The sequence below is a fragment of the Sporosarcina sp. P26b genome (genome assembly GCF_002743245.1).
In the GTDB taxonomy this organism is placed as follows: domain Bacteria; phylum Bacillota; class Bacilli; order Bacillales_A; family Planococcaceae; genus Sporosarcina; species Sporosarcina ureae_C.
On sequence record NZ_PDYW01000007.1, the window covers coordinates 60,922 to 82,514 of the forward strand.

The following is a 21,593-nucleotide window of genomic DNA, read 5'->3' on the forward strand; positions in this document are numbered from 1 at the left end:
GATGAGTTTAAATTGAAAGGACGACGATTATGTCTACAAACCATGAATTTTTACAGCAAACTGCTACATATGGACAAATTTTCTCAAATAATGAAGACGATGAACGTAAAGCAAAAACGACGTTACTTGCTAATAAAATAATCGACAAAGAATATACGATTGCTTTTGCCGGACACTTTTCGGCAGGAAAATCTTCGACAATCAACGCATTGACAGGTGATGATCTTTTACCATCAAGCCCGATTCCGACAAGTGCGAACATTGTAAAGGTACATAAGGCGGATGAGGATTATGCCATTATCCACCGAGTAGACGGGAGTGCCATTAAATTCAGCGGCCATGGTTTCTCTGAAGGCGTAAAAGCCTACAGTAAAGATGGAGCTGAAGTTTCATTAGTTGAAATCGGCCATACCGAATCCAATTTACCTGAAGGCATTACGGTAATGGATACACCGGGTGTTGACTCAACAGATGATGCCCATAGACTATCTACGGAGTCTTCATTGCACTTGGCAGATCTTGTATTTTATACGATGGACTATAACCATGTACAATCTGAAATGAATTTCCGTTTCACAAAAGAATTAATGCGTTATAACAGTAATGTGTACTTAATTATCAATCAGATCGATAAGCACCGTGACAGTGAATTATCATTCGACGAGTTCAAAAAGTCGGTGGAAGATTCATTCAAGCTATGGGGTGTAGAGCCAAAAGGAATTTTCTACACATCATTGAAGCAACTGGATCATCCACATAATGATTTTGAAAAAGTCAAAGCGATCGTTGATGGTTCGATTGAACACCGCGAAGAAAATTTCGAACAGAATATCGAACAATCTTTATTGAAATTAAAAGATGAGCATATGACATATCTTCAGCAACAAGTAGATGATTTGAAAGAGAACCATTCGGAAATCTTAAGCGAATCCGAGTGGGATCAGTTTGAAGAGCTAAATCAAGATCTAAAGGATGCGAAAAAACGTTTAGAACTAGTCTCAGGCGACGAATTCTATGTGAATTTCGAGAAAGAACGCAATGAATTATTATCGAACGCGGGACTAGCACCATTTGAAACAAGAGAATTATTGAAAGATCATTTGGAAGCAAAGTCACCAAAGTTCAAAGTCGGCTTACTATTTGGCGCGAAAAAGACCGCAGAAGAGCGCGAAAGACGTCGTCAAAAGCTAGAGGATAATATTTCAGGTTTAGCTCACACACAAATCGAAATTTATATGAAGTCTTTGATGAAGAGTTCATTGAAACAAGCAGGAATTTTAACCGATGAGCGTTCACTTGCGATTGATAATATAGATCTGACACTGCCGTTTGACGAAGTCGATGAACAACTACATGTTCAAGAAGTGATTACAGGCGAAACTATTTTGAATTACGCAGAGCAAATGAAACGTGCCATTCATTTAGTATATAAACGTAAAACGGACAAGTGGAAACAAGAGATGTCCGTGATCGCGAAAGAATCCGGTGGCGAGCAATCAGGACCACTTGTTGAAACGATTGCGATGTTACAGGAAAAGGTAGATGCACTGAAAGAAATGAATAAATGGCTAGAACGTATGAAGTGGGTCGATAAAGAAATCGCCAATCCATCAGCGCCGACGCGTATGGGCCGTGATCAACTCATTGCTAAGTGGGAACAACCTAAAAAGATTGAAACGATCGAATATGTAGCGAAAGAAGAAGTGCAAGAAACGACTGCTGAAGAAGTAGAAGAAGTAGAAGAAGTAGTCGAAGAACAACGTCAAGTGGTCGATTCGGAAAAAGCTATCATTCATGCACAGCACATCGCTAATTCAGTTGAAGCGATTCCTGGGTTTGCAGAAACGGCAGCGTATTTGATGACGAAAGCAGATCGCTTAAAAGGGCAAGAATTCACAGTCGCATTGTTTGGTGCATTCAGTGCAGGGAAATCTTCATTTTCTAACGCGTTGATTGGTGAGAAAGTGTTACCCGTTTCACCGAACCCGACAACCGCTGCGATCAACCGAATCCGCCCAGTGAGTGAAACGCACTTGCATAATACGGCAGATATCCACTTGAAAGATGTAGCAACGATGACAGAAGACGTAGCATTGTCATTCGGTGCGCTCGGTATCGATATTTCGTCACTTGAAGATGCCTTCAATAAAACGGATGCTGCGATGAAGCAACCACTTGAAGACGAGAATTTGCATATCCATAAGTCGTTCATCAGCGCATTCCAGAGAGGGTATCCACTCTATACGCCTGCTCTTGGTACGACGTTGACAGTAGAGCGTGAAGAATTCACGAAATTTGTTGCGCAAGAAGAACGTAGTTGTTTCGTCGATTCGATCGACTTCTTCTATGACTGTCCGTTAACTCGTCACGGTATTACGTTAGTAGATACACCGGGAGCGGATTCGATCAACGCGCGTCACACCGACGTAGCATTCGAATATATTCGTAATGCCGATGCGATTCTTTTCGTAACGTACTATAACCACGCATTCGCACGTGCCGACCGTGAATTCCTTATTCAGTTGGGCCGTGTAAAAGATGCGTTCGAACTTGATAAAATGTTCTTTATCGTCAACGCCATCGACCTTGCTTCGAATGAAGAAGAAGGCGAAGAAGTAAAAGGTTTCGTTGCGAATGAATTGCAGAAATTTGGAATCCGTAATCCACGAGTGCACGGTATTTCAAGCCTTGAAGCATTGGAAGGCAAGTTAACACAACAACCGAATCCATTAATGGTCGATTTCGAAGAGAAATTTTATTCATTCCTTGAGCATGATTTACGCGCGCAAGTTGTCCAGGCTCTAGAAGAAGAAACGACGAAAACAATTGATCGTCTAGCTTCGTTAATTGACAGAACGATTCAAAACCGTTCACGTAAAGCGGAAAGACTAGAGGAACTCGCGACTGCTGAAAAGGCAATTAAAGAGCGCTTCGAAAAGAGCGCAAGTGAGATTTTAGTGAAATCCACTCAAGATGAATTGAGTGAACTTGTCTACTATATTTTACAACGTGTCTTCTTGCGTTTCGGCGATTTCTTTAAAGAAGGCTATAGTCCGTCCACGTTCGCGAAGAACTCATCAGATAAAGCATTAAAAATCGCGTTGGCGGAAACAGTCAATATGGTAGGCTTTGACTTAACACAGGAATTAAAAGTAACGAATTTGCGTATTCTCCAGTACATGAAGAAACAATTGCTAGAACGTCAACGTATGGAAGTCCGTTCATTGTCCGAAATGGATCAATCGATCGTGCCTTCACCATATGAGCCAAATGACAAAGACATGCTGTCATTTGAGACACCGTATGAAGATCCTATGAAATATAGTGCAGTTAATAAATCATTTAAAAATCAAAAGTCGTTCTTTGAGCGCGGTGATCGTGATATCTTGAAAGCGAAGCTGGAAGAAATATTGAAAAAAGATGCGTCGAGCTATCTTGGTGATCAAAAAGAACGCATTGAGAAGTGGGCAGACTTATGGATTGACGATGAAGCAGAAGCATTACGCGTTCATTTATTGCAAGAAAGTTTAGTACAAATCGAATCGGAGCGTACATTGCTTGATGGTTCGGAGCAGCTAGAGCAATGGCAGAAAACGTATGAAAAAATCCGTCAAGAGGAGCTGGTTCAATGACACAAGTATTCGTATCTATTCACGATATAGAGACAAGTCATGCGAAATGGATCGATGCGCGCTTTTCATTGCAAGATGAAGAACGTGGCAAACTTGATTATCAAAAAGAACACGTAAAAGGCGCCGTTCATTGGGATTTAGCGGAAGATCTATCGGGCACATCAGTAGAAGGTGGACGTCATCCGTTGCCTTCTACTGAACAGTTGACTGAGCTATTCCGTAAAAGTGGACTGGAACGTACAGATGCAATTTTGATTTACGACGATGGTGGGAATCCTTTTGCAACACGTGCTTGGTGGATGTTGCAATATGGAGGTTTCACGAATGTGCACGTCGTAACAGAAGGATATGCTGAATTACGCGAAATCGTAGACGTAACAAGTGACTTTGTTACGCCTGCACGCTCAACAGTGGAACCGCAGTGGCAAGATCACCTATATGCAAGTAGAAGTGAAGTCGAAGAAGTGGTGGCGGGCAATCAAGCGTCACAACTTGTCGACGCACGTTCTGAAGTTCGCTATCGCGGAGAAAAAGAACCGCTCTACCATAAAGCTGGCCATATACCGACAGCTCGAAACTTTGATTGGGAACAATTAAAGCAAGATGGACAGTATGATGTGCAGCAAGCGAAAGAACAATTACAACAAGTTGTGACACCTGAAGATGATGTCATCGTCTACTGTGGCAGTGGTGTAACGGCTTCCCCTTTATTCGCAGCACTTAAAGAACTGGACTATCCAAATGTAAAACTATATGTAGGTAGTTTCAGCGACTGGATTTCAAAAGACGACGCACCGATCGAAACCGCAATAAGGGGTTGAAACACGATGCAATTCGCATTGCTCGGAGATATTCATTCATCAAAAGAAGATTTGCAAGCCGTACTGGCGCAAATTGCTAATGAAGCACCTGAAGCGACTCTTATTGGGACGGGTGATTTATACGAATGCACGGTCAGCAAAAAAGACCTTCATGGCCAAATTTATCCTACTGTCGAAGAAGTGATCAAACATCCGGATGGCATCGATGAGCTATTCACTTTTTCGTCCATTTACGGCAATCAAGAACAACGCATTCTGCTGCTGACTAAGCAAACAGAACCTATACGGGACTTCTTGAACGACTTACCGGAGACTTTGAAGATAGATGAGGCAATCATTATCCATGGCCACCAATGGTCGCATAACGAAGCGGCAGCGTGGCTTGCTGAGCATCTTCCAGAATCACGCGTAGTGTTTCACGGACATACCCATCGGTCAGGCATTACAAGCGATGGAAAACACATAGCGATGAACTGGAACGAAGAGATGTCAGTGAGGGGTTCACGAACGGTTGTTAACGTAGGTGCTGTAGTGGGCTCTAGAGAATGGGTGTTGTATGATTCCGAAGAACAAACCGTTAGATTTATGAAAGTGTCACAACGCTAAATGGGTTTATGTCTAACCCGTTTAGTTGTGAAGTGAATAGTGAACTAGTAAGTGAAGCATCGCATTTTGCGGTGCTTTTTTATTTTTAAAATATACTTGGATATCTTTGGTATAATCGAATTGAAGTGCAAAGAGGTATTGATGTGCAGTAAGCGTATTATTTTATAATTTATACTGTGAGGAGGAAAATCCAATGAAAGTAAGAGCGATTTTTATTGGCGATGTTAGATTTGATCAGTGCCCAGCTTTTGAATTGAATACTGAAACGAACTATTTTGAAATGATAATTGACAAAGAGATTAAATATGAAAATATCCATACTGGAAGTTGGTTGCATTTATCTCAAGTTTAATCCATGGAAGACACGATGAACAAATTCTACTGTAACTATCAAGTTTTTCGGTCACCGATAAGAGAAGGGGCGATTGTATCTTGAGTAATCGTACTGGTGCTAAAATAAGGCCATTTTGTGAATATAGTACGTTCATCTACTAGATAATGGGGGGGATAAAGTGAGAAAGAGCAAGAAGTACAAGTTGATTTTGTTATTAATCTTTCCTCTTGTAGTGAGTTTAATAAGCAACCTTTTATTAACTATTGGAGCTGATACGGATTCATATATTTTTTTATACATTACAACTTCAATTATATATATTTGGGGATTCGTTGCTATATTTTTTTGGTTTTATGTAGGAATACAATTTGGGAATAGCGAGACATCCGAAATGAAAAGCTTTTTATTAGGAAATAGTTTATGGATGATCTCATTGCTTTTATATATCTGGCAGTTTATTTTACTGGAGGATGAAAAAAGGAATCTTTTCATTGCTGGACTATCGCAGGATTATGCTCTTGGCTTTGTAGGTGTTAGTGCTAAAATTATAGGATTTTTCACTAATTCGATTGATGGCAATGCAGTTATAATGATTTCCTATTTAATTATGTTGTTAGTTTTTACAATAGGATTTTTGTTTGCTGCTAAAAACAGACAATTAAAATCAACTTAATTATATATTCAAATGCATCAGTGGATTAGTATGGCACATCAATCGGATCAATGATTTTGTGAGTGTTTATGTATAACTAAAGCGTGCCTTTTTTGAATGAAGATCTGCGCTTAGTATTGCAAAATCGGGCAATTTTGTTAGACAAAGACTGGAGGTAAGCCCTTGTTAGGAGAACAGTTTTATACCCAAGTAAGAAAATCAAGAAATACATTCCTGATATTTGCAGCTTTAAACCTTCTCTTCCTATCGGGAATATCGTTTACGTTTGTAATTCCAGGTCAGAGAGGGTTTAGTTTGTTTTTTATGGTTTTGACATTAGTAATGTATTTCATTATAGCAAACATATTCGTAGGTTTATTTAAAGATAGAAAATGGTTTGTTTTTACGATTTGTATAATTTTAATCAGTGTTGGAATGGGTTGGCGTTTATGGCTTGAATGGGGAGAAGTTACTTTAGTTGAACATACGAGTCTGGCAGTTTATATAGGGTATCCAAGTATTAGTGCGATCATCCTGACAATGTTTTATATCATTAGCCATTCTATAGCTAGAAAACAGTCAGCTTTTCATTAAGATTCTTGAAGAAGTTTACTTAGTTACCTATTTCTAAGCAAAGTTTAAGATTCATAACGATAAGCTGATAAACTAAATATTAGGAATAATTTTGTACTGTTAGTATGATGGAATTACTAAATAAATAGTAGGAGGAGTGTTCAGATGACAAAATATGAATTATCAAACGTGTGGAAGTGGGAAGAAGAGAATTCAAATAGATGGGGGAACCGCCCGACAGCTGGTGAACGTTTTGAACAAAAACTACCGGTCGGAGAGGCACCGTTCCAACTCTATTCACTCGGAACACCGAACGGAATTAAAGTGACGATTATGCTGGAAGAATTAAAAGAGTTGGATGTCGATGGTGCAGATTATGATTTGTATGAAATCAATATTGGAGCCGAGGAACAATTTGGTTCGGATTTCGTCAAGGTCAATCCTAATTCTAAGATCCCAGCCTTAGTCGATCAAAGTCAAAGTCCGCGTTTGGAAATTTTTGAATCAGGATCGATTTTGCTTTACTTGGCTGAGAAATTCAATAAACTGATCCCGACAGATATTCATGGACGGACAGAAACCCTTAATTGGCTATTCTGGCAAATTGGAGCGGGTCCTTATGTTGGTGGAGGATTTGGTCACTTTTTCGCTTATGCGCCAGAGCCAATGAAATACCCAATTGATCGTTTTACTATGGAAACGAAACGTCAATTAGACTTACTAGATAAAGTATTAGCTCAGCGTTCTTATATTGCTGGCGACACTTATACCATTGCAGATATTGCGATCTGGTCTTGGTACGGACGTTTAGCTTTAGGAAAGTTGTATGAAGGCTCTTATGAATTTTTAAACATGGATGAATATACTCATCTATTGGAATGGTCTCATCGCATTGCGAAACGACCAGGCGTTCAAAGAGGCCTTGCAGCAGAGTATCAGTCGCTTGGGGAGTAGTTTCAAAAAACATGTATTGATGTTTTTCTTCTTTAAAATAAAATTGAAACCTTATATGGACATGTCAAAGAGAACGATATCGTAAATAGGATAAGCGGTTTATTCAACAAAATGGGTGCGATTCTTGTATAAGAGTTTTGCACCCTATTCAGTAATAGGGCCAGATTTTGTGATACAAAAGATTGATCAAAAGGTGGGGTGGAATTGGGGATATTAACCAAGATTCAAGAGGAGTATAATAAAAGTAAGTTGTTTTTTGTTGTTAAAGCATTTTTAACTGTAGCTACAATTTATTTCGCGGTTAGGGTTATATATATTTCTATATCAGGATTATTGAATTCCAGTGTCTTACCTAACAAAATAATATTTTTACTTTTTTTTATGCTTTTCTTTTTGGGGTTATCTAATCTCGTTAAGGTTATTGAAATGTTTATTTATAAACAAAAAAAGTATTTCACATTGCAAATTGTAATCACCATTTTTATTCTTGCCGTTTCTGTCTTTATAATAGTGATATAAAGTTAGCTAATAATCAATCAGGGGCAATTCACTAATAAGATCCGTTCTTCAATCGGGCCAATTTCTGCATAAACTGTTGCTTTCCGTTCCGGCGCAGGCTTTCCGGAGGGCGTGGCTTGAGCCGCTTCCTTCGCTGCGCTCCGTCCAGGGTCTCAAGGCTCACGCTGATCCTCTCGAAGTCGGCGCCTGCACTTCAAGCAACGGAGTGTATTAAGTAAAAAGTGTCCATTCAACAATAGGGCCATTTTTATGGGGGAGAGAAACAAATGGGCAAGCGTAAAAAAAGTAAAGGGAATAGTATCCTTTTTGACACGGCTGTGGAGATAATGCTCAATGTTCTACTCTACCTTCCAAGGTTAATTATTAGTTTATTTAGATGGTTATCCTGAAGGTCGAATTTCATCTAACGGACGCGATTGTGTAACAAGTTTTTTGCAAATACGTAGTTGATCGGAGCGGAAACCGGCGACTCTGGGAGGATCAGCGAGAGCCGTAACGAAGAACGGCTTTTGCGAGTGAAGCGTAGCGAGAAGGAGCACATCTTTGCTTTGACAGGTGAAACACCCAGCGAGCGAAGCGAGGGGTGTGGTTCACCGCCCGCCCTCCAGAAGCGTCCGGTTGCAGCGCAGATCAACGGGTTGTAACCGCTATCCTGTTAACGAGTGCTAAAGCTAAAATGAGATAAAATAGTAAGTTCTTATTAAATACAGGGAGGAAAAGGATGGCAAGGCAGCAGGATTTTACAGAAGGAAATATAATCAAACAACTCATGCTTTTTTCAGGACCCATTATGATAACAAATTTACTACAAGCATCCTATCAATTTATCGATAGTTTGTGGGTTGGGAATTTAATTGGTGCGGATGCACTTGGTGCTGTGGCTATTTCCGGGACGGTCGTCTTTACGGTTTTGTCATTCGTCATCGGCTTGAACAACGCTGCACTAACGATTTTATCCCAGCAAAAAGGCAGAGGTAGCGAGTCAGGACTTCGGCGTTATTTAAATGCATTTGTCGTTCTGCTTTCCGGTATGTCGATCGTGCTCGGTATTGCAGGACTTATATTTGCGGAACCACTCTTGCGCTTACTTGGAACTCCCGACGAGATGTTGGCGATGGGTGTTTCGTATTTGCGAATTAATTTCATCGGCATCCTTTTCTTATTCGGCTATAATTTTATTGGTACCGTATTCAGGTCGGTAGGCGACTCGAAGACGCCACTTTATTTTGTGCTAGCCGCAGTTATTTTGAACACAGTACTGGATCCTTTATTTATTTACGTCTTTGGATGGGGAGTTCAAGGCGCTGCTTATGCAACGATATTATCACAGGGAATCGCATTTGCCGCTGGTGCTATTTATTCAGTGCGTAAAAGCCTGGTTCCATTCTCAAAACCACATATTCCAGCGCGCCGAGAAGTACTCGATATATTAAAATTAGGAATTCCTGCGGGTTTACAAATGAGTGTCATTTCGGCAGGTGTGATGGCAATCATGAGTGTAGTCGCATCATTCGGTCCAGCAGTTGTCGCGGGATACGGGGCGGCACAACGATTGGATAGTTTGATTATGCTGCCAGCCCAAGCACTCGGAACTGCGGTCAATAGTATGGCGGGTCAAAATATCGGGGCAGGCAGATGGGACCGAGTTCATAAAATTACGTTGTACGGGTTTGTATATAATTTGATAGTCATGTTTGCGATCGCCATTCTGATCATCCTATTTGCGGATTATGGGATAAAGCTATTCATAACAGAACCGGAAGCTGCTGATTTTGGTATAAACTATTTAACGGCAATTGCATTATTTTATCCGTTCCTAGGCATTAATTTTGTTTTAAATGGGGCTGTCCGTGCAGCGGGAGCCATGTTCCAAGTGCTTGTGCTAAACATCATTTCTTTTTGGATTCTTCGTTTCCCAATTACGTATATATTGTCAGGCATCATGGGTGAGAAAGGAATTGCACTCGGGATGGGCATCAGTTTTGTTATTAGTAGTATCGCTGCGTTTATGTATTACCGATATGGAAAATGGCGAGAAATCGAAGCTTTCGGGGAATGAATCAATCGACCAAAGTGCGATGTTATGGATAAGAAAAGCACGAAGACCGTTTATTGAAGCTAATCAAATCCTCGGCAATAGAATATCGCGTGTAATAAGATGGATATGTGGAATAAAAAACATGTAACGGGCTATCCTCTTGTCGAGAATTAGGAGGTCATACACTTGCAAAGTACACAGAGAGTAGGCATGATGTCTTTTATTAGTCTACTTATAGGACTGACTTTTCTTTGCCTGTTTATTTTTTCGGGTAGATTATTCATTACAATGCCACTTGGTTTTATCCTTCTTGTATTCTCATTCGTTTTATCCTTGTTTAGCAGAAAAGACAAATTCGGGAGAGTATCACTTTACGCTTTCCCAATAATTATAGTCATCTACTTATTGTTCTTCGTAGTGATGTATTTATTTTGGCATACACCATAACGCACTCACTTAGTTGATGGGAACGAGGGACGGGGTTCTCCGCCTGTAAGATACACGTCTGGCTATAGCGACAAGTCACAACCACTTAACCTCGTGCAAAAAAGATCGTCATGAAGCACGACCTTTTCCGAATAAAAATAGAACAGTAGCAGTACACTCTTTTAGTGACGGTTATAATAGACAATAAAACAGTTCGCTCAGGCTATTCCTTTTGCTTCTTCTGCATCAAAATCGCCTGCCGGGCAAGTGTATCTGCCGTCTTGTTTGTGCTGTCGGCAATCCACTTTATAAAGAAAAAGTCAAACGTCGCCGCCAGTCGCAACGCCTGTTTCAGATAAGGTGCATACTGCTCGTTCTTCACAAACTCCTTCTCCATCGACTGCACGACTACCGTCGAATCAGACCTCACCGACACCATACCTGTTGTCAGCTTAGACGCCTCCTCAAGACCTCTTACAAGCGCTTGAAATTCCGCGTGATGATTATTCGTTGGCTCAATCGGCTCACTAATCCGCACATCCTGTCCTTCTCCTTTTATATACACACCAATTCCGCTCAACCCAGGATTCCCTGCGCTAGCACCATCTATGTACACTTCCAACATGAAATTTATCGCTCCGATCTGGTAATGAATTGTAAAAAACGTAGAAACACTTGCAACATCCCGTCAGTCAACTTAAAATAGAAGGAAGAAAGGTGGGAGTTCTTTTCTAATGGATAAAGTAGTTGTCATGAAAGAAATTAATCAATTGCTCGATATATATTGTGAAGGTTGTTACGTCAAAAAACAACTAACAAACGAACGCGGTAAAACAGGCGCTCACCAATTTTGTATTTCCGACTGTACCGTAGGAGACCAACTGCAATTCCTTGGAAGAGAAATCAACAAGATCAGTACGGCCTCCAAATAAATAATGAAAAAGCATCCCGCAACTGCGTGGATGCTTTGTTTATGTTATAAATTCAGCTGTTTGCGCCGAGATGAGGTTACACTTCATCCTCAAGAGTCGATACGTTAGCCGCCTGTGGACCACGATTTCCTTCAATTACTTCAAAAGAAACTGTTTGACCTTCAGTCAGTGTCTTAAATCCATCGGTTGCAATTCCTGTGAAATGTACAAATATATCTTCACCATCGTCTGCTTCGATAAATCCATATCCTTTGTCACTGCTGAACCACTTCACTTTACCTTGGTGCATAATAATTCCTCCTCGGCAATTAGAAATCCATCTCCACACGTAACGTGTAAGTCTATTACTGCAAACTTACCCAATACGGCTTCTTACACTATACATGAGTAGGACAACAGTGTCAACGGTAAGTAGAATATTCAGATTACTATTTACTAATAATGAGGAAAGTATTGGTTTTTATCTGACTATTCCCTATAATGAGGAAGTATTCATTTTATTTATAAGAATTATGTAAGGAAGTGTTGAAGTGAAAATTGTCATCGCACTTTTGCAAGTAGGATTTTTATACATACTATTTCTAGCAGGAGAGTTTTTACGTGCGAAACTATCTATTCCTTTGCCAGGAAGCATTATTGGTTTGCTGTTGTTGTGGGCGTTGTTATCGATCAAAGTCGTCCCGCTTCGCTGGGTAGAAAAAGGGGCGTATGTATTTCTATCGACTTTGCCGCTTTATCTGATTCCGGCTACGGTTGGTGTCATGGATTATGGCCATGTGTTCGCCGGCAAAGGTAGCTTACTGATCGTTATCACAATCGGCAGTACATTCATCACGATGGTCGTCGCTAGTTTAGTTAGCCAATCTATGGCCAAGCGTCAAGTGAAAGAGGAGGGGACTCTTTCATGAATACACTAGCACTTGCCTTCACGATGATAATGTTGACAGTTATGCTGTACTTTTTGATGAACGCTGTATACGTTAGGCTGCGTTCGCCATTTCTAGTACCTATTCTAACAACGACTATTGCAGTTATCGTCGTGTTATCGTTATTCAATGTTTCCTACGAAACGTATATGGTAGGGGGGAAGTGGATCGATGCATTGCTAGGTCCCGCCATTGTCTCACTTTGTATTCCTCTTTATAAGCAACGGGATATCATTAAGAAAAACCTGTTGCCGATCTTCGGTGGCGTTGTCGTGGGAGGAATTGTCGGGATGTTGACTGGTGTCTTAGCAGCGCGACTTGTTGGATTTTCGAATGATCTGTTAGCGAGCATCTTACCGAAGTCCATTACTTCTCCCATTGCCATGCAAATAGCAGAAGAGCTTGGTGGCATTCCTTCGCTAGCGACGGTATTGGTCATTATCGCCGGACTCGCTGGAATCCTCATGGGTCCATGGATCAATCGCTGGTTCAAGATTGATACAGCGATTGGCCAGGGCATTGGTCTTGGAGTGGGGGCGCATGCGATCGGAACTTCTAAAGCGCTCGAATACGGAGAACAAACAGCTTCTATGAGTTCGGTAGCGATGACACTATCTGCGATTATCGGTGCGCTAGCTGGTCCGTTATTCGGTATTTGGTTATTTCCATAGAAAAGCGAGATTCCTATTCAACTAGGAATCCCGCTTTTTTTAATGCTTCTTCTGCATCATGTAATTGTTCTTGTTTAGGAGCAGAAATAGCATGCAAGTGAATCCCACTATCGTCTAAATTTAATAAATAAGGGGCTTGTGCTTGCTCGATCTGTTCTATAAACGTTTTTACTTCTTGCCTGTTGGACACCATGATCGATGCACGTACATCGCCGTACACAGGGTGTTCTACACGGACGTCTTTCACCGTCACGCCATGATCGACTAAAATGTTTAGCTCCTCTGCGGTTTGTTCAGGAGCGTGTTTGCAGACAATGATTTTTTCAATAGCACGCACCCTTTCGTTTGCCCGAGTGTATAAATACCCTTGATTCGTTGCCATAATAGGTTCGTTTTTTGCTTTTAAAAGATTAATATCACTGACGATGACTTGTCTGCTGACATTCGTCAAATCTCCGAGCTCTCCACCTGTTACAGGATGATTTGCTTCTTGTAGCGTCCGTAGTATTAAATCACGACGCTGTTCACCTAACACTTTTGATTTATGTCGCAAAGTTCTCACCTGCTATCTATATAATATCTAAGAGAATGCCTTTAGTTTGAGTTGAAACGGCGACCTCAAGCAATACGTTTGCTAGCTCCGTAACATTTTCACTAGTCGATGTCTTTCCAAATGAAACTCGAACGAGCCCTTTCGCCAAATGTGCAGGTATCTTCATCGCACTCATCGTCGTGGAAGATTGTTGTTGACCTACTTGGCATGCGCTACCTGTCGACACTGCAAATCCTCTTCTATTTAATTCTAACATAATGAGCTGTCCTTCCGAGTGTTTGACGCATAGTCCGACGATTTGTGGAAGCTGTTCCGATTGTTGCTGGCTACCGTAAATAGTAAATAGTTCTTTATGTTCATTCAATATATTAAGAAAAACAGAGCGCAATTCCACGTAATCTACTTCACCCGGATCTGCCAGTTCGGCTGCTGTTACGAATGAAGCGATGCCTGGCACATTCACTGTTCCTCCCCGAAAACCCTTCTCTTGTGTAGCGCCTGGAAATAGAGGAACGACGCGAATGCGTGGATCAATATACACGGCACCTACACCTTTTGGTCCGTACACTTTATGGCTAGAAATCGACAAGCTATCTACGAATGGACTGATGTCGCGTATGGATAGCTTGCCAAAAGATTGAACACAGTCGCTATGTAAATAAATTCCTTTAGGTTTCACTAGGTCAGATATCGCATGAATCGGTTGAATAGTGCCGATTTCCGGGTTGCAATGCTGAATGGATACTACAGTCGTGTCTTCAGTAATCGCTTCTTCAAGTGCATGTAGATCGACTATGCCATTGGCTGTGAAAGGTATGAGTGAAATTCGAAAGCCCTGTCCTTCAAGATAGGCTGCTGCTGAATGAAGGGAAGGATGTTCTGCCGCTGAAAGAATGATATGTTGACCTTTTTTCTTGGCAGACTGCGCTAGCGATAATAAAGCGAGAGCGTTACTTTCTGTTCCACCTGAAGTGAAATACAATCCATCTGGACGGACACCGAGCATTTTCGATAAATTGTTTCTGCTGTATGCCAATAGGTTTTGCGCAGCACCTCCTGCGTCATGGAGACTCGTCGTGTTGCCGAAATGTTGCTGTGAGACAGACACGAATACCGAAGCGGCTTCCTCACGAAGAGGGGTAGTTGCAGCGTAATCAAAGTAATGCATAGAAAAGACCTCCTGCAATAAATAATATATTCATCTTGTCATATATCCGCGTGTATGTAAAGATAGATGTAAAGACACCCAAGAATAAATAAAGGTGGTAAGAAAAACAGATGAATACAATCAAATTGAGATCCATGTTAGAGCAGTTTTTCATAGAGGACGTAGGGGATGGGGATCTATCCGCAAATACATTATTTCCAGCTGATGTAATGGGTGAAATGCAAATTATCGCCAAAACGCCAGGCATATTTTGCGGTTCCGATATCATGAAAACAGGTTTTCAACTTATGAATCCTACTATTGAAGTGACGTGTCTCCTACAAGACGGTGAAAGAATGGAAGAGAAGCAAATACTTGCTCGTGTTAGAGGACCGGTTAGAAGTCTATTGACGGCGGAGCGCGTAGTACTAAACTGCATTCAGCGAATGAGTGCGATTGCAACGAAAACTGCGGATCTAACTGCATTATTGTCCGGAACAAACACGAGAGTTTGTGATACGCGAAAAACCGCCCCTGGACTTCGTATGCTAGATAAATATGCAGTTCGAACCGGTGGCGGATTTAATCATCGCAACGGCTTATACGACGCAGTGATGCTAAAAGATAATCACTTGGCATATGCAGGTTCTATTACACAAGCCGTGCAACTACTTAGATCACAGTTAGGTCATACGGTAAAAATAGAAGTAGAAATAGAATCGCTAGCACAGCTACAAGAAGCTATTGAAGCCAATGTGGATATTATTATGTTTGATAACCGCACACCGAAAGAAATTACGGACTGGTTACCACTCGTACCTCCACATATTGTAACCGAAGCTTCAGGCATGATTACAGAAGAAACGATTGCTTCTTACGGCAAGACAGGAATTGATTACATATCGGTTGGCGCGCTGACGCATTCCGTTATTGCAGCGGATATTAGCGCAACTATACAACTTACACCACAGGAGGACTGAAGAATATGTCGATGATGGATCTTGTAAAAGAACAAGCAAATGCTATGTTGCCTGAACGGTATAAACACTACACAGTGACTGAAATGGAAGAAAAAATTCGCTCGATTAAGCAGACGTTAGGAACTAAATTATTTATCCCTGGCCACCACTACCAGAAAAATGAAGTGATTCAATTTGCGGATGCGACAGGAGATTCTTTACAATTAGCACAAATTTGCGCAGCGAACGAGGAAGCAGAACATATTGTGTTTTGTGGGGTACACTTCATGGCAGAAACTGCAGATATTTTAACGACGGAAAATCAACACGTCTATTTACCCGATATGCGTGCGGGTTGTTCAATGGCAGACATGGCAGACATTTACCAGACGGAAAGAGCATGGACAGACTTGCAAAGGCGTTTTGGAGATACGATTCTTCCATTGACATACGTAAATTCGACGGCAGCGATCAAAGCGTTCGTCGGTCGTCATGGTGGTGCGACGGTGACTTCGTCAAACGCCAAAGAAATCGTCCAATGGGCTTTCACTCAGAAAAAGCGGATACTATTTTTACCTGATCAACATCTAGGGCGTAACACTGCATACGGACTTGGCGTGCCACTCGACCATATGGCGGTCTGGAACCCCATTACAGATACACTAGAATACGCTGGTGAAGACGAAGAGTGTCAAGTGATTTTATGGAAAGGACATTGTTCCGTTCATGAAAACTTCACGGTAGAAAATATTCGTCAGTTACGTGAAAGTGATCCCGGGCGCCGAGTTATCGTTCATCCCGAGTGTTCACATGAAGTCGTAATGAAGTCCGATGACGACGGTTCCACAAAGTATATCATTGATCAAATTCAAGCCGCCGCTCCTGGAACGAAATGGGCGATCGGCACGGAAATGAATTTAGTCAACCGGTTGATAGAAAATCACCCTGATCAAGATATCATTTCATTAAATCCGTTAATGTGTCCTTGTTTGACAATGAACCGTATCGATCTACCGCATTTATTATGGAGTCTTGAAAGTATTGTGGAAGGGAAAGAGCAAAACATCATCAAAGTGGATGCAACGACATCTGCAGATGCGATAGATGCGCTAGACCGTATGCTACAGCGAAAGTAACGTAGCAGTGCTTGACAATTACTCTGAATATTGTATGATTGGGGAAATGATATGGAACGTTGAAGAAGGACCAGTAGATAAATAGCATGTGTTAGAGAGCGGAATCCATCGGCTGGAAGTTTCCGTCGCAATGCCTTGTCGAACCTGCCTTTTGAGTCCTGTGAAAAAACAGGCGCGCACCTTGGCGTTAGAAGGAAAGCGGGATTCGTTAAAATGAATCCAATGATGGTGGCACCGCGGAAGTTACGTCCTTTCGTCCTGATTATATCGGGACGATTGGGCTTTTTTATTGTATAAAAGTAGATGATATGTAGAAATGGTAGGCGAATCCATATGAAAAGACAACGAATCGTTGTGAAAATCGGTAGCAGTTCGTTAACAAATGATCATGGAGAAATTGATCAGGTGAAATTCAATGATCATGTCGATGCGTTGGCGATGTTGAAAAACATTGGGCATGAAGTCATTGTTGTCTCGTCAGGAGCGGTGGCGGCAGGTTTTGCGCGTCTTGGCTATTCCTCCCGACCACAGACGATTAAAGGTAAACAAGCTGCGGCGGCAGTAGGTCAGAGCTTATTAATTCAGTCTTATATCGAAAGGTTTAGCGCACATAAAGTTATACCGGCACAGATTTTATTGACGCGCCATGACTTTGCGGATCGTGATCGATACCGCAACGCATTTGCGGCAATGTCTGAATTGCTTGATCGCGGTATTATGCCGATCATTAATGAAAATGATACCGTATCCATCGATGAATTGACGTTTGGTGATAATGATATGCTATCCGCATTAGTCAGTGGTTTCCTACATGCGGACCAATTGATTATTTTAACCGATGTCAACGGGATCTACACAAGCAATCCGCGAACAGACCCAGACGCTGTACGATTGACTAAGTTGGATGAAATTTCAGATGAATTGCTCGGTGGGGCGGATGATACAGGCTCGAAAGTCGGTACGGGCGGTATGCGTTCGAAGCTACTAGCTGCAAGAACGGCTCACACATTAGGCGTGCCGCTTTTCATCGGAACAGGACATGGTCCATCAAAATTGCTGGATATTTTAAAAGGTCATGGAGACGGCACATATATTTCTAGCCCCGTTGCCAACACGATCAATACAAACCGCCAATGGATTGCCCTTCATTCCGAATCTACTGGACGTCTATACGTCGATCAAGGCGCCGAAGAAGCAATTGTGCATAATGGACGTAGTTTATTACCAGCAGGTGTCTTTAAAGTGCAAGGTGACTTTGAGACTGGCCAAGTAGTAGAAGTGTTCGGTTTAAATGGTTTAATCGGTAAAGGGGAAGTCACGTATTCGTCTGAACAACTAAAACAAACGATTTCCAATAAAGATCAACTGGAAGAATTCAAGCCTATGCTAGAAGTCATTCACCGTGACCGCTGGGTACAAGTGTAATCAAAGGGGAGAATAGATGATGAGTGAGATTAGAAATAAAGGAAAAGCTGCAAAAGAAGCAAGTGTTGTATTGAACGTGGCAACGACTGAAGAGAAAAATCAGGCATTGCAATTGATTGCCGATCAACTATTGCAAGAACAAGATCAATTACTCGCTGAGAATAAAAAAGATATTGAAGAAGGCCGCGAAAAAGGAATTGAATCAGCGGTTCTTGACCGTATTTTATTGACGCCTGAGCGCATTGAAGCTATGGCGGAAGGTGTTCGTCTATTAGTTGATCTTAAAGATCCGATTGGGGAAACACTGGAAGAAATCCAGAAGGAAAACGGTTTACATATTGTCAAGAAGCGCGTGCCAATCGGTGTCATCGCCATGATATATGAAGCGCGTCCGAATGTGACGATTGATGCGGCATCCCTAGCATTGAAAACAGGAAACGCGGTCGTCTTGCGCGGAAGCTCTTCTGCTAAACATTCCAATTTAGCACTATGGCGTGTCATTCAACGCGGGCTTGAAAAAAGTTCATTGCCAGTGGATTCTGTTCAACTAATTGAAGACACAAGCCGAGAAACGGCGAAAGAATTGTTCACACTCAATGACTATTTAGATGTTTTAATCCCTCGTGGCGGTGCCAAATTGATTCAGACTGTCATTCGAGAATCTACAGTACCCGTAATCGAAACGGGTGCCGGGAATTGCCATGTATTTATTGATGAATCCGCTGACGAGAAAATGGCCATCGATATAGTCGTTAATGCCAAGACGCAACGTCCTTCGGTTTGTAACGCGATCGAAACGGTTTTGATTGATTCCAACTGGTTGACGCAACATGGGAAGAGTTTGATCAAAGCATTACAGGACCAAGATGTTCAAATACAAGGTGACGATCAGCTACAGGCATTTGACTCAACTATCGAAGCGGTTGAACAAAATGATTGGTCAAGTGAATACTTGGACTTGACAGTTCGCGTCAAGAGCGTGGAAAATGTACAGCAAGCACTTGATCATATTGCCACATATAGCACGAAGCATTCGGAGTGCATTATTACACAAACGGATGCACATGCCGAGCTGTTTTTGAATAGCGTAGATGCGGCAGCTGTTTATGTGAATGCCTCCACTCGCTTTACGGATGGTTTTGAGTTCGGTTATGGTGCAGAAATCGGTATCAGTACACAAAAACTTCATGCAAGAGGACCGATGGGATTAGAAGCGTTGACTTCTTCCAAATTTGTAATTCGAGGGACCGGACAAATTAGATAATATGTAGGAGGGTTTATTTATGTCAACTGAAAAAAACATTTTACACTATGAAACTACCGCACCAAAAGACAAGCCGGCAGCAGATGATCCACTTGCTTTCGGAACAATTTTTACTGATCATATGTTTGTGATGGATTATACAGATGGAACGGGATGGCATGATCCACGTATTGAGCCATACAAGCCGTTTCTACTGGACCCAGCCGCTATCGTCTTGCATTATGGACAAACTGTTTTCGAAGGATTAAAAGCCTATTTGAATGAAGACAAAGAAGTAGTTTTATTCCGTCCAGAGGAAAACATGAAACGTTTGAATCGTTCAAATGATAGATTATGCATGCCGATGTTCGACGAGAAATTTGTGTTAAGTGCACTGAAAGAGTTAATTTCTCTTGATAAAGACTGGATTCCGGACAGACCAGGAACATCACTTTATGTGCGACCATTCATTTTCGCGACACAGCCGTATTTAGGAGTAGCCCCTTCTAAAACGTATCGTCTCATGATTATTTTATCTCCAGTAGGACCGTATTATAAAGAAGGAGTCAATCCTGTTAAAATTGCCGTGGAGTCACAGTATGTTCGTGCGGCAGTAGGTGGTACAGGCTCTGCGAAAACGGCTGGTAACTATGCGGGCGCGATGAAAGCGCAGGAAGTAGCAGAAGCAGAAGGATATTCGCAAGTGCTATGGCTAGATGCGAAAGAACATCGCTATATCGAAGAAGTAGGAGCGATGAACGTATTCTTCAAGATCGATGGCGAAATCATTACACCAAGCCTTAACGGTAGTATTTTAGAAGGTATTACGCGTAAGTCAGTTATCGAATTATTGATAGATTGGGATATCCCAGTAACAGAACGCAAAGTGTCGATCGAGGAAATTATGGAAGCTAATCGAGCAGGCACATTGGAAGAAGCATTCGGTACAGGAACGGCCGCTGTTATTTCTCCAATAGGTGAACTGTTCTTTGAAGGGGAAAAATGCGAGATCAATCATAATGAAATCGGTGAGCTTTCATTGAAGTTATACGAGACGATTACAGGCATTCAGACAGGCAAAGTGGAAGATCCGTTTAACTGGGTCGTGCCAGTAGACTAAGTTTCCTCACAAATAAGGTGGAATGGTCCGTGACAACTGCGTTGCTGTGAAGTACACTGTTAATAGTTTTGATTGAAGGGGAGTTTCCTGATGAACAAAAGTTTGATCGTTCTATTCCTGGCAGTACTGCTATTTACAGTGACAGGATGCGGAAAAACGTCTTCTGCCCCGTCGAGTGCGGAAGATTTAATGAAGAAAGCAGAACAAGCGATGGAAGAGTTGCAATCAGTTCATGCCAATATCGCGTATGATGAAAGTAGCGTCACATCCGATCCTGCAAAACGTACAAGCAAAAATGTACAAATACAGGCGGATATTGAACAGAATCCACTGAAGAGTTCAGAGGAAGTCGTCTGGAAAATTCCAAAACAAGGCGCGAAAAACATTCAATTATTCCGCCAAGGTACTCAATTGGCTATGCAAGAGACATTTGAAGAAGAGAAAAGCGAATGGCTAGAGTTAACAGAAGCGCAGCGTGCAGAATTGCTCGGTGTGTGGGTGCCGTTCGTCTCTCCAGTAATGGACTTCTCGCTATTAGAACCGTTTCTGCATGACGCAGAACTAGAAAAGATTGATTACGGCTATGCTATACAGTTTTCTTTATCGCCTGCTGATTATCGTCAGTTGATGGAAATCGTATCCGTGAATAGTCCGCAACCTGAGAAATTTGTCCATACGCATGGAGGATTTCCTGTAGTGGAGAAGCTCGACGTGGAGCTAACGGTTAATGAAAAGACGATGTTTGTCACAGGGATGAAGATGTCAGCAAATGTCACAAGTTATTTCGAGCGAGATTATATCCGTTATAAACAAAAACTCGATGCAAAGTATAGTTATTTTAATGATATCGATGCGATTTCCACACCGAAAGATGCAGCGATGTTCGAGTAAGATAAAAAAATCCACGCTGACCTACTACAGGTTGG

At 41.7% G+C, this 21,593-nt stretch carries 21 protein-coding genes; 17 read left to right on the plus strand and 4 right to left on the minus strand.

Annotated features, from left to right (window positions below):
• Positions 1–29 precede the first annotated feature (29 nt).
• From CSV69_RS08945 to CSV69_RS08980, 8 genes are all read left to right on the plus strand, one after another.
• Positions 30–3,632 carry a dynamin family protein gene (locus tag CSV69_RS08945; RefSeq protein ID WP_099693222.1) on the plus strand — a complete coding sequence of 1,201 codons (3,603 nt, stop codon included), beginning with the start codon at positions 30–32 and terminating at the stop codon, positions 3,630–3,632.
• Positions 3,629–4,453: a sulfurtransferase gene (locus CSV69_RS08950; protein WP_099693223.1), complete on the plus strand. Its 825-nt coding sequence runs from the start codon at positions 3,629–3,631 to the stop codon at positions 4,451–4,453. Before CSV69_RS08945 ends, CSV69_RS08950 begins: the two co-directional genes overlap by 4 nt.
• A 6-nt stretch (positions 4,454–4,459) precedes the next feature.
• Positions 4,460–5,059 (plus strand): metallophosphoesterase family protein, encoded by a 600-nt coding sequence (locus CSV69_RS08955; RefSeq protein ID WP_099693224.1) that lies wholly within the window; start codon positions 4,460–4,462, stop codon positions 5,057–5,059.
• A 193-nt stretch (positions 5,060–5,252) separates the two neighbouring features.
• Entirely contained in the window at positions 5,253–5,411 is a 159-nt protein-coding gene (locus tag CSV69_RS16800) for a hypothetical protein (protein ID WP_157130003.1), read from the plus strand.
• Between the two features lie 160 nt (positions 5,412–5,571).
• Positions 5,572–6,066: a hypothetical protein gene (locus CSV69_RS08960; protein WP_085428857.1), complete on the plus strand. Its 495-nt coding sequence runs from the start codon at positions 5,572–5,574 to the stop codon at positions 6,064–6,066.
• A 162-nt stretch (positions 6,067–6,228) separates the two neighbouring features.
• The gene (locus CSV69_RS08965; protein WP_099693225.1) at positions 6,229–6,639 is read left to right on the plus strand and encodes an ABC transporter permease; all 411 of its coding nucleotides are present in this window, start codon (positions 6,229–6,231) and stop codon (positions 6,637–6,639) included.
• A gap of 144 nt (positions 6,640–6,783) precedes the next feature.
• The gene (yghU, locus tag CSV69_RS08970; protein WP_099693226.1) at positions 6,784–7,572 is read left to right on the plus strand and encodes a glutathione-dependent disulfide-bond oxidoreductase; all 789 of its coding nucleotides are present in this window, start codon (positions 6,784–6,786) and stop codon (positions 7,570–7,572) included.
• A gap of 1,240 nt (positions 7,573–8,812) precedes the next feature.
• Complete coding sequence (locus CSV69_RS08980) at positions 8,813–10,150, plus strand: MATE family efflux transporter (RefSeq protein WP_099693228.1); 1,338 nt, start codon at positions 8,813–8,815, stop codon at positions 10,148–10,150.
• A 628-nt stretch (positions 10,151–10,778) separates the two neighbouring features.
• Here the strand turns inward: CSV69_RS08980 and CSV69_RS08990 are convergent.
• Positions 10,779–11,180: a ribonuclease HI family protein gene (locus CSV69_RS08990; protein WP_099625655.1), complete on the minus strand. Its 402-nt coding sequence runs from the start codon at positions 11,178–11,180 to the stop codon at positions 10,779–10,781.
• A gap of 109 nt (positions 11,181–11,289) precedes the next feature.
• Between CSV69_RS08990 and CSV69_RS08995 the strand changes: the two genes are divergently transcribed.
• The gene (locus CSV69_RS08995; RefSeq protein ID WP_029054626.1) at positions 11,290–11,487 is read left to right on the plus strand and encodes a zinc-finger domain-containing protein; all 198 of its coding nucleotides are present in this window, start codon (positions 11,290–11,292) and stop codon (positions 11,485–11,487) included.
• A gap of 76 nt (positions 11,488–11,563) precedes the next feature.
• Here CSV69_RS08995 and CSV69_RS09000 read toward each other — a convergent pair whose 3' ends face one another.
• Positions 11,564–11,776: a cold-shock protein gene (locus CSV69_RS09000; protein WP_085428866.1), complete on the minus strand. Its 213-nt coding sequence runs from the start codon at positions 11,774–11,776 to the stop codon at positions 11,564–11,566.
• Between the two features lie 241 nt (positions 11,777–12,017).
• On the opposite strand from CSV69_RS09000, the gene CSV69_RS09005 reads away from it, so the two are divergent.
• Both CSV69_RS09005 and CSV69_RS09010 read left to right on the plus strand, forming a co-directional pair.
• On the plus strand, positions 12,018–12,395 hold the full coding sequence (locus CSV69_RS09005; protein ID WP_085428867.1) for a CidA/LrgA family holin-like protein: 378 nt from the start codon (positions 12,018–12,020) through the stop codon (positions 12,393–12,395).
• Positions 12,392–13,084: an LrgB family protein gene (locus tag CSV69_RS09010; protein WP_099625656.1), complete on the plus strand. Its 693-nt coding sequence runs from the start codon at positions 12,392–12,394 to the stop codon at positions 13,082–13,084. The genes CSV69_RS09005 and CSV69_RS09010 overlap by 4 nt, the downstream gene beginning before the upstream one ends.
• A 13-nt stretch (positions 13,085–13,097) precedes the next feature.
• On the opposite strand, the gene CSV69_RS09015 is transcribed toward CSV69_RS09010, so the two are convergent.
• Both CSV69_RS09015 and CSV69_RS09020 read right to left on the minus strand, forming a co-directional pair.
• Positions 13,098–13,637 carry a transcription repressor NadR gene (locus CSV69_RS09015; protein WP_099693230.1) on the minus strand — a complete coding sequence of 180 codons (540 nt, stop codon included), beginning with the start codon at positions 13,635–13,637 and terminating at the stop codon, positions 13,098–13,100.
• A gap of 16 nt (positions 13,638–13,653) precedes the next feature.
• Positions 13,654–14,805: an IscS subfamily cysteine desulfurase gene (locus CSV69_RS09020; protein ID WP_099693231.1), complete on the minus strand. Its 1,152-nt coding sequence runs from the start codon at positions 14,803–14,805 to the stop codon at positions 13,654–13,656.
• Positions 14,806–14,915: 110 nt separating this feature from the next.
• Here CSV69_RS09020 and nadC point away from each other — a divergent pair, with 110 nt between their 5' ends.
• The 6 genes from nadC (at position 14,916) to CSV69_RS09050 (ending at position 21,558) form a co-directional block, all read left to right on the plus strand.
• Positions 14,916–15,764 (plus strand): carboxylating nicotinate-nucleotide diphosphorylase, encoded by an 849-nt coding sequence (gene nadC, locus CSV69_RS09025; RefSeq protein ID WP_099693232.1) that lies wholly within the window; start codon positions 14,916–14,918, stop codon positions 15,762–15,764.
• Positions 15,765–15,769: 5 nt separating this feature from the next.
• Positions 15,770–16,879, plus strand: coding sequence for a quinolinate synthase NadA (gene nadA, locus CSV69_RS09030; RefSeq protein ID WP_099693233.1), 1,110 nt, complete (start codon positions 15,770–15,772; stop codon positions 16,877–16,879).
• A gap of 333 nt (positions 16,880–17,212) precedes the next feature.
• Positions 17,213–18,304 carry a glutamate 5-kinase gene (proB, locus tag CSV69_RS09035; protein WP_099693234.1) on the plus strand — a complete coding sequence of 364 codons (1,092 nt, stop codon included), beginning with the start codon at positions 17,213–17,215 and terminating at the stop codon, positions 18,302–18,304.
• Between the two features lie 19 nt (positions 18,305–18,323).
• Positions 18,324–19,568, plus strand: a complete 1,245-nt coding sequence (locus CSV69_RS09040) for a glutamate-5-semialdehyde dehydrogenase (protein WP_099693263.1) — start codon at positions 18,324–18,326, stop codon at positions 19,566–19,568.
• Positions 19,569–19,587: 19 nt separating this feature from the next.
• Positions 19,588–20,667 carry a branched-chain amino acid aminotransferase gene (locus tag CSV69_RS09045; protein WP_085428874.1) on the plus strand — a complete coding sequence of 360 codons (1,080 nt, stop codon included), beginning with the start codon at positions 19,588–19,590 and terminating at the stop codon, positions 20,665–20,667.
• A 90-nt stretch (positions 20,668–20,757) separates the two neighbouring features.
• Positions 20,758–21,558, plus strand: coding sequence for a DUF6612 family protein (locus tag CSV69_RS09050; RefSeq protein ID WP_085428875.1), 801 nt, complete (start codon positions 20,758–20,760; stop codon positions 21,556–21,558).
• The last annotated feature ends 35 nt before the right edge of the window (positions 21,559–21,593 follow it).

Bases quoted from the DNA above. Each gene is read 5' to 3' on its own strand.
- CSV69_RS08995 (WP_029054626.1), top strand. From the start codon at position 11,290: ATGGATAAAGTAGTTGTCATGAAAGAAATTAATCAATTGCTCGATATA.
- nadC (WP_099693232.1), top strand. From the start codon at position 14,916: ATGAATACAATCAAATTGAGATCCATGTTAGAGCAGTTTTTCATAGAG.
- CSV69_RS08980 (WP_099693228.1), top strand. From the start codon at position 8,813: ATGGCAAGGCAGCAGGATTTTACAGAAGGAAATATAATCAAACAACTC.
- CSV69_RS09010 (WP_099625656.1), top strand. From the start codon at position 12,392: ATGAATACACTAGCACTTGCCTTCACGATGATAATGTTGACAGTTATG.
- CSV69_RS08945 (WP_099693222.1), top strand. From the start codon at position 30: ATGTCTACAAACCATGAATTTTTACAGCAAACTGCTACATATGGACAA.
- CSV69_RS08955 (WP_099693224.1), top strand. From the start codon at position 4,460: ATGCAATTCGCATTGCTCGGAGATATTCATTCATCAAAAGAAGATTTG.
- proB (WP_099693234.1), top strand. From the start codon at position 17,213: ATGAAAAGACAACGAATCGTTGTGAAAATCGGTAGCAGTTCGTTAACA.
- CSV69_RS16800 (WP_157130003.1), top strand. From the start codon at position 5,253: ATGAAAGTAAGAGCGATTTTTATTGGCGATGTTAGATTTGATCAGTGC.
- CSV69_RS09020 (WP_099693231.1), bottom strand. From the start codon at position 14,805: ATGCATTACTTTGATTACGCTGCAACTACCCCTCTTCGTGAGGAAGCC.
- CSV69_RS09050 (WP_085428875.1), top strand. From the start codon at position 20,758: ATGAACAAAAGTTTGATCGTTCTATTCCTGGCAGTACTGCTATTTACA.
- yghU (WP_099693226.1), top strand. From the start codon at position 6,784: ATGACAAAATATGAATTATCAAACGTGTGGAAGTGGGAAGAAGAGAAT.
- CSV69_RS09045 (WP_085428874.1), top strand. From the start codon at position 19,588: ATGTCAACTGAAAAAAACATTTTACACTATGAAACTACCGCACCAAAA.
- CSV69_RS08950 (WP_099693223.1), top strand. From the start codon at position 3,629: ATGACACAAGTATTCGTATCTATTCACGATATAGAGACAAGTCATGCG.
- CSV69_RS09040 (WP_099693263.1), top strand. From the start codon at position 18,324: ATGAGTGAGATTAGAAATAAAGGAAAAGCTGCAAAAGAAGCAAGTGTT.
- nadA (WP_099693233.1), top strand. From the start codon at position 15,770: ATGTCGATGATGGATCTTGTAAAAGAACAAGCAAATGCTATGTTGCCT.
- CSV69_RS09000 (WP_085428866.1), bottom strand. From the start codon at position 11,776: ATGCACCAAGGTAAAGTGAAGTGGTTCAGCAGTGACAAAGGATATGGA.
- CSV69_RS08990 (WP_099625655.1), bottom strand. From the start codon at position 11,180: ATGTTGGAAGTGTACATAGATGGTGCTAGCGCAGGGAATCCTGGGTTG.